Consider the following 7,662-nt stretch of genomic DNA (forward strand, 5'->3'; position numbering starts at 1 on the left):
GATTTCATTGTATATATTAATGATTCTTTGAAGTGGATTCCCAGTATTAACCCTATAAATCCAAACTTCCCAAGACAATTGGTATTAATTATTATGAATTAACTTTATTTGATAAAAAATCCGCTTTAATTTTTAAAAACATTCTTACTTCTTGGGAAAATTTAATTAGAAATGCCCCTGACAAAATTTATTTAACCGGACAATATGAATGGAATGAGAATAATAAAGATGAAGGAGAATATAAAGAATTGCAATTCAACAAACAAGATTTAATAATTCAATTAGAAAAAATTATTACATTTACTCAAAAACTTGAAACAGGTGAATATTACATCTTACATCGAGGTATCTAATTTTCCCTTTCAATACCAAAAAATAAAAAAGAGAGTCTTTTTTAGACCCTCTTTTTTATTGCTTTTATTTACGCTTTACCAAAAGAAATAATTAAGTTGCTTCCTTTTTGAATATCTATGAATTTACCTAATTTTTTATATCTATAAACATTTGGAACCGCTCCATTAACTTTTGATGTTGTTGCTCCTTTAAGATTAGCTTTAAATGCTATAGATTTATTTATATATTGCGTCATTGTTGTAGCTCCAACTGATTTCCCATGTTTATTATAATGATAGGCTAAAGACTCAATTGGATGACCAAAAGATCCTTTATGCCAAGACCAAACACCATCATGACTAAATACTCCATATTTAACCATTAACGAATTATAATAAGCGTTTTCCCCTGGATCACTTCTTAAAGCCGCATCACCTTCGTTAATTTCAGATGATAAAGCAACACTATTATCAATAGTTTGAGCATATGATTCTACAGGTGAAAATAACCCTAATAATAGAATCATAGATAAAACAAAAATACTTGCCAATTTAAAACTAGCTTTCTTCAATACCATAATAACCTCTCCTTCAAAAATACAATAGTTTGCGTATGTAATATAGTTAATTCATTATGTAAATCAACCACATTATAACAATACTATAATGTTAGCGCTTCCTCAACCTATTTATACCAAAATAGGGTTTGTATTCAAGAAAATACAAAAAATGTAAATGTCTATTCGGTATTTCCCTTGTTTTTGGGTGTGAGTGCTGGCTGGGGGTTTGGGGGCTAGCCCCCAAGAATTTAACGTAACTGCATATTGCAAAAGAGAACTGAATAGATCGATAGGACTGGGTGGTTCGGCTGGTACAATTGCTAGTCTAAGTCGAACCATCTAAATCCTCGTTTTTGGTCTGTTCGGCTTGGCAAAAGCTAAAAACCAGCCGAAAAAAGTTTTGCAAGGACAAAATAAAAAAGAAAAGGCGGTAGCCTTTAGGTGAGGATTAACGAACCGACTTTTTTATTTTGAGGGTGGAGATTTTTGAGTGGTTTTCTCAAAAATACGACCCGTTCCTTGCGGAACTTTTAGCCCTATATATAAGAGTGAGAAGAGTAAAGTGAAGAAAGCCAGTAATAGCAAGGGTTTATAAGACATAAGGTGTTAAATTTTTTTAACACCTGTGTTAAAAAAATTTAACACCTATAAAATGGAAAATGATAAATAAAAAAAGATGTCAATATAAATTGACATCTAAAATAAATAAATTGGTAGTTTATGTTTTTTTCTATTACCTTCAATTTTAATATTACGTAAAGCTTTTGAAAAAATTTGTTGAGTCGCTCTATCAATATCATCTTTAGGTGAATTACATAATATATTAGGATTAACAAACCAAGTCCTTGCTGAACAAGTTCTTCCATCTTCAGTTATTACACCAGTTTCTGCCACTCCTAAAACTCCTTTTTCAAGCAATTCATTCATCATTTTTGAAATAGAAGTCCTTGTTTTCCCTAATTTCTTAGCTAAATAACTAGGAGATGCTGCATTCGGTTTTATATCATCATCTTTATTTTTTTCAACAACAACATTTGATTTAAATTCTAGAAATCTTGAAATATCAAATAAAAATGCCTTTTCCGGTTGAGTTAAATAGCCAATTTCACATAAATAATCAATATTCTCTGTAATCATTTGCACAAATCTCACCCGATCCGTAGGTTTTTTCTTTTTACCAATAAAATATTCTTCTCCACCAGACATTTTACTTAATACTTGTAGCATCATGGCTCTTTCTTCTTCAGAAAGTCCACCAGTGCCTTCAAGTTTTTCATAAATACTATTAATTTTGCTATCTCTTTCTTTTGCTTTTTTTTCAACTTGTCCAAAATCAATAATTTTCTTTGTCATATCTAGTTAATTCCTCCTTAAATTGAGGGAATCAACAAAAACACCTATTTTTTGCTATTTGATTATAAATCAAATTATGATAACCTATAACCAGATAATTTTCTTTTAGGTATTTTCGTAGAATACCCTTTTAAAAGAGTCATGTTCCCGCATGGCTCTTTTTTCATTCTATCACGTTTTCAATAACCTGAAAGATGGAAACAAAGTTTCCCCAATTTTTTTATCTTTCCATATCAAATCCTCGATGTTTATTGCTCATTTCCCTCTTATACTCACGTTCAAATTGATTATCTATTCCCTTATTATCCAATTCATTTTTAATAATCGCTCTAAACGTCTTAAATTGCTCTTTAAAGACTTTTTTTGTTTCTTGATATAAAACCTTTATATTTGTCTGTAAATCTCTTATATGAGCTTTTAAAGAACTTATTTCAGTCTTTAACGTCCCCACTTCTTTTTGCAACTGACCTTTTTCTTGTTTCAATGTCCTATTCTCTTCCATCCAACCTTCTGCAGTCATTCGTAAACTTTGATACTCTTTCACAAAATCTGTTTTTCTCAAATGCTCATAATCCTTTTTGATAGTCACCGCTGCATTCACTTGTTTTGTTAATTCTTGATATTGTTCTGGTGATAACACATAATTTCTTGTCTGTTTCTTCTTGATTTCAGCTTTTCCAAACATCTTATCCTGTACTTCTGTTATTACTTCTTTACGCAAAAATGGAATTTTAACAGGTTCATGTGGTACTTGATCCGCAACACGATCTAATTCTTCTTGCTTTTGTTTTACTCTTTTTTCTAACTCTACATAACGTTGGCCAATCAGCTGCAGCTTTTCACTTCCGCTTTCCACTTGTTGCTTCATTGTCTCTAATTCTTTGTACTTCTCAACGACATCACTTTCCAAACGCTTTTTCACCATCTGTAATTCTTTTGCTTTTTCTTCAGCATCTTTCAAATGATGATCGACAACTTGTAATTGCGTTTCTTTTTCTTGTACTTGATTTTCAATAAATGATTTTGTTTCTGCATATTCCTTATACTGACGGACTTTCATGTACTTGTGAGACCCTACATTTGCCCTTTCAAAATCAGGAATATGTTCTTTTGCTAATTCCTCGATATAAGCCGTTTCTAATGTTCTCCAATTCGCAATAAGTTCCGTTCCTTTTCCTTTTATGCCTTGTTGTTGCAAGGCTCTATCCATTCCGACACGCCTCGTTAAGCCTCGACTACTTTCGAAATTCGGTACATAGTTAATATGTAGATGCGGATTTGCTTCGTCATCATGTAACACCATGTTATAGACTGCTAGATTTGGATTACGCTCTTGAAACGCTTCTGCATACCGTTTTAACGCTTCTTTCTTTGCTTCCCTATACTTTGGGTCATCTTTGCCTTCTCCAATCGCTACGATCAATTCTCGTTGCTCATGTGTCTTATCGTCTTTATGTACTTTGGCATAGTAATCATTTATTTTACGATCATTCCGTTTTTGTTTCTCGTTATACTTGTCCACCGCCTCTTGAAAAACATCCTTGTATACACTTCGGATGTCCTTTTGAACAAAGTAAATATTCTCCTCTGACCTGGCTGGATCAATACCAGGATTCCCATGAATGTTTTCTCTGTTATTATGGCTCAACGAACTTTGGTGAGATTGATTAAATGAGATAGACGCCAACATAAAGTGCCACCACTTCCCCTAGATTAATTGATACCATAAGTCTAGCAAAGCGACGAAATGGAGTCAATTAACGTAACCCTATACGTATTTTGACGCTAACGCATCAAAATCGATAGGGGTCTGCGACGCTTGTCGGCGTTGCCGAGCCATGTTTAACATGGCAAAAAGACCTCGGACTTTGTCCGAACCTACAAGGGGAACTCTTCCCCTTGACCCCATCAATCGAACTCCCCAACCCCTCAATCCTTGAGGGGCTCCCTCGCCGGTTGGCAGGGTCAAAAGGATACCTTTTGACAACCACAAGAGGGTTGCATAGTGAGTCTGTCAACTCCTTAATGCTCCTTCATTTCGCTTTCGCTTCATTCTGTCCGCTTACCGTTGACAGACACGATACAACTACCTTTATCTACTTTATTTTTCTATTAAGTAGATAATATAGCATACATATAATAAGGGAATGCAGTACAGATCAGTATACAAGCATTCCCTTACTATAAAAATGTTAATAATATTTTAATGTTGTTGTTACTATATATGTCATGTATAGCAATGATAAAAAGATAAATATATCTAGTGTTAAAAATACATATAATATTATTTTTAGCTTTTTAGATGTATCATTTTTAATCATATATATAATAAATAGCATTGTAGTTGATTGAAATAGCATGGTGAAAAATAAAAATGTAATAGCAAATACCATATTCCCTGGTGTAAATGCAGTATTCATAATGAGTAGAGAACTAATTATATTAAGAATAAGCGTAGTTAGTATAAAAATATATTTATAAATGTTTTTAATTTTGATCGCCTACTTTTTAATTTTTTAGTTGGTAATACAGTTGTTTATTTTTATGGTTATATATAAGTATTTTTTTATTGTTTTCATCTACAATGTAAACATCTTTTTCTTCCCAATCTATTCCATGAGATATATCTTTTTCAATTGAAAATAAAACATCTTTATTTCTAAAAGGAATTGAATTTCGATTAGCATGAATGTTTATTTCATGTTCTTTTACATTGAGGCTATAATCCCCTGAATAATTGGAGAAAAAAGGTGTTAATTTACTATAAATATATAGAATTTCTTCTTTATCGTTTTTTTTATAAAAGTGTGAATTAATAACTTTTAGATCTGATGTTTTTATGTCTTTTGGTATAAGTAAAAAAGCAATAAGACAATAAAATATAACAATAAGAGTAATCAAAGAATATATATATATAGCGGCTATTAGTAAATATCTTTTGTAATTGCTTTGTTTTATTATCTGATTTTGCAAATTTGAATCCTCCTTTAATAAAGAATCAATTGAAACATTAAATAGATTGCTTAAGGCTAATAAATTGGTTAGATCGGGAAGACTTTTTCCTAGTTCCCATTTAGATATAACTTGTCTTGAAATAAATAATTGGCTAGCTACATCTTCTTGTGTCATTTTATTTATTAATCTTAAATGTTTTATTTTTTTTCCAATTTCCATATATGTACCTCCTTTAATTACTTTAATTATTTTAATGTTAAATAGTAAGAAACGCATTGTAGCATCACAATAAAAAGGGCCGCAATGATTTGTTGCAGCCTTTTTTGGTGCTATTTTTATCGTGATTTATCTTCTATTTTTAATAATTAATAATTAGAAAGGTAAGTTATAGGGGGATTGTTAGTATTTTAAAAAAAAACACGCTAAGCAAAAAATACAAAGGAAATCCCTTTCAATCCTCGAATAACCATTGAAAAGCGAGTTCAAGAGCGGATGGAGAGCGTTTTATGCTATTCTAGAGAGCGAGGTGAGAGCGTGAAAAGATACGAATATGTCTTGCTAAATAAGGAAATGAGCGAGCGGCTAGGTATCGGAATAAGCACTTTAAGAAAATGGGCTGCCGCTCTAGAAAAGAACGGGTATGGCTGGGAAAAGAATGAAGATGGAACTCGCTACTATACCCGCTATGATGAAGACACACTTATTTTGTTTAAAACTTTAGTACAGGAACAAAGGTTTAATTTAGAACAAGCTGCAAAGGTTATTGTATCAAGGCGTCAAGGTGGACACTCTTTAGAAAGAGCGGGGGGCGCTCTTCAAAAAAAGAAAAAGGAATCCCAAAATGAAACCCATTCTGTTACCCACTCTTTAAATCCTATATCAGCTGAACCATCTATTTTAACAGAAGAAGCTATACAATCATTAATGAATTATGTAAAAAATCAAGAACAACTTAACAAAAGTCTTATAGAGAAAATCCAAGAAATGGAGCAAGAACGAAACTCTTATTACGCCCTGTTAGAAAAAATTGAGGATGAACGTAAAGCGGATCGTGAGCTCCTTAAACAAGTGGGACAACAATTAAAAAGACAAGAAGAACGAACAAATGAAAGAGATAAAATGTTAATGGAAAATATACGGAGCATTCAACAACTCGCAGCAGCCAAAGGAGAAGAGAAAAAAAAGAAAGGATTCTTCTCTAACTTGTTCAGTAAATAAATGAATTTCAATTATTGTACATGAAATTTTAAAAGAACGAATAATATGCAGGATTTTATACAGTTTTTTGGCTAATCCAGTAACAAACGAGAACCAGAAAACCTGCGTCAAGATAGGAATGTATAAAAAGATGCATAGAGTAATAGAAAAGGATAAAGGAGAATCCCTACTCTCACAAGGGATTCTCCTTTATCCTTGCTACCGATAATAGGATGTTATGTTAACTGAATTTGAATAGATTATACAATCTAAAAAACACGATACATGCCTTTTTTTAAATGGTACAATGGAGAAAAAAAGGGGGACTTATATGAAGAAAAAGTTATTTGTTTCCCTCTTTTTGATATGCAGTCTGTTTGGTTGTAATCAAAATCATCAAAATGTAGTTATAAATAAAAAGAAAACAAAGGAGAAGGTTAATATGTTTAACACATCTCAAAATCAGAAGATGGACGAGAATGAGTTCTGGAAAATTATTGATATGTTTGATTGGGAGCATGAAGGTGATGACGAAGCGGTTTTGGAAAAGGCGGTAAACTATTTAAGTGAAAGTTCCAATGAAGATATATTTGCTTTTGAGGACATACTCTCGAAATTGCTTTACGATTTGGACGGTATTGAATATGCAAAGAACATTGGTGAGTATGCCTATGTAAACGAAGAAGAATTTTTCTCCGTAGACAATTTTCTGTATGCAAGATGTGTGGTTGTAGCAAATGGACGGGACTTCTATTACGAAGTTTTACAAAATCCTGAGGAAATGCCGAAGGACATAGAGTTTGAATCTTTATTGAGTGTAGCTAGAGAAGCATATGAACAGAAAAATGACGAAGAATTTGATTATATGCCAAAGTTTGATTATGAAACATATAGCAATAAAGACAAATGGAGAGAATAAATTCCTAAACTTGAACAAATACATACAAACCTGAACTTCCGAGAACGAATTTTACGTCAACTAGCTTCTTTTGTAGAGGCTAGTTTTTTTGCTTAGCATGGTTTTTTTCTGAAATGCTGGCGGTACCCCTGTTTGGCCTGATAAAAGATAAAAAAACCAACCTCGTTATATAGATATAGTTTGTTATAATGCTATAAACAGAAAAAAATAAAAAGGGGAAAATTATGACATTAGAACATGAATTCTTTTTAATAAAAAAAAACATAGATATGAAATACATTTGGAAATTAAATAAAAATGAATTAGATTTTATTGATATGGTTACAATTCATGACGATTTCATTGT

6 protein-coding genes are annotated in these 7,662 nt (G+C 31.9%); 2 read left to right on the forward strand and 4 right to left on the reverse strand.

Annotated elements, in window-relative coordinates:
* Positions 1-421: 421 nt before the first annotated feature.
* From AB1280_RS24445 to AB1280_RS24460, 4 genes are all read right to left on the reverse strand, one after another.
* Positions 422-910, reverse strand: coding sequence for a hypothetical protein (locus AB1280_RS24445; protein WP_429757410.1), 489 nt, complete (start codon positions 908-910; stop codon positions 422-424).
* Between the two features lie 678 nt (positions 911-1,588).
* A complete protein-coding gene (locus AB1280_RS24450; RefSeq protein ID WP_429757411.1) occupies positions 1,589-2,245 on the reverse strand; it encodes a MarR family transcriptional regulator in 657 nt (218 codons plus the stop codon).
* 220 nt (positions 2,246-2,465) lie between these two features.
* Positions 2,466-3,935, reverse strand: a complete 1,470-nt coding sequence (locus AB1280_RS24455; protein WP_429757412.1) for a plasmid recombination protein — start codon at positions 3,933-3,935, stop codon at positions 2,466-2,468.
* Positions 3,936-4,753: 818 nt separating this feature from the next.
* A complete protein-coding gene (locus tag AB1280_RS24460; RefSeq protein WP_429757413.1) occupies positions 4,754-5,419 on the reverse strand; it encodes a helix-turn-helix domain-containing protein in 666 nt (221 codons plus the stop codon).
* A 315-nt stretch (positions 5,420-5,734) separates the two neighbouring features.
* Here AB1280_RS24460 and AB1280_RS24465 point away from each other — a divergent pair, with 315 nt between their 5' ends.
* Positions 5,735-6,418: a MerR family transcriptional regulator gene (locus AB1280_RS24465; protein ID WP_429757414.1), complete on the forward strand. Its 684-nt coding sequence runs from the start codon at positions 5,735-5,737 to the stop codon at positions 6,416-6,418.
* Positions 6,419-6,728: 310 nt separating this feature from the next.
* Entirely contained in the window at positions 6,729-7,316 is a 588-nt protein-coding gene (locus AB1280_RS24470) for a DUF4240 domain-containing protein (RefSeq protein ID WP_429757415.1), read from the forward strand.
* The last annotated feature ends 346 nt before the right edge of the window (positions 7,317-7,662 follow it).

This window comes from Bacillus sp. S10(2024) (assembly GCF_050473865.1).
Taxonomy (GTDB): Bacteria; Bacillota; Bacilli; order Bacillales; family Bacillaceae_G; genus Bacillus_A.

What these genes read in the sequence shown, in the direction of transcription:
- AB1280_RS24445 (WP_429757410.1), bottom strand. Translation starts at nt 910, where the DNA reads ATGGTATTGAAGAAAGCTAGTTTTAAATTGGCAAGTATTTTTGTTTTA.
- AB1280_RS24450 (WP_429757411.1), bottom strand. Translation starts at nt 2,245, where the DNA reads ATGACAAAGAAAATTATTGATTTTGGACAAGTTGAAAAAAAAGCAAAA.
- AB1280_RS24455 (WP_429757412.1), bottom strand. Translation starts at nt 3,935, where the DNA reads ATGTTGGCGTCTATCTCATTTAATCAATCTCACCAAAGTTCGTTGAGC.
- AB1280_RS24460 (WP_429757413.1), bottom strand. Translation starts at nt 5,419, where the DNA reads ATGGAAATTGGAAAAAAAATAAAACATTTAAGATTAATAAATAAAATG.
- AB1280_RS24470 (WP_429757415.1), top strand. Translation starts at nt 6,729, where the DNA reads ATGAAGAAAAAGTTATTTGTTTCCCTCTTTTTGATATGCAGTCTGTTT.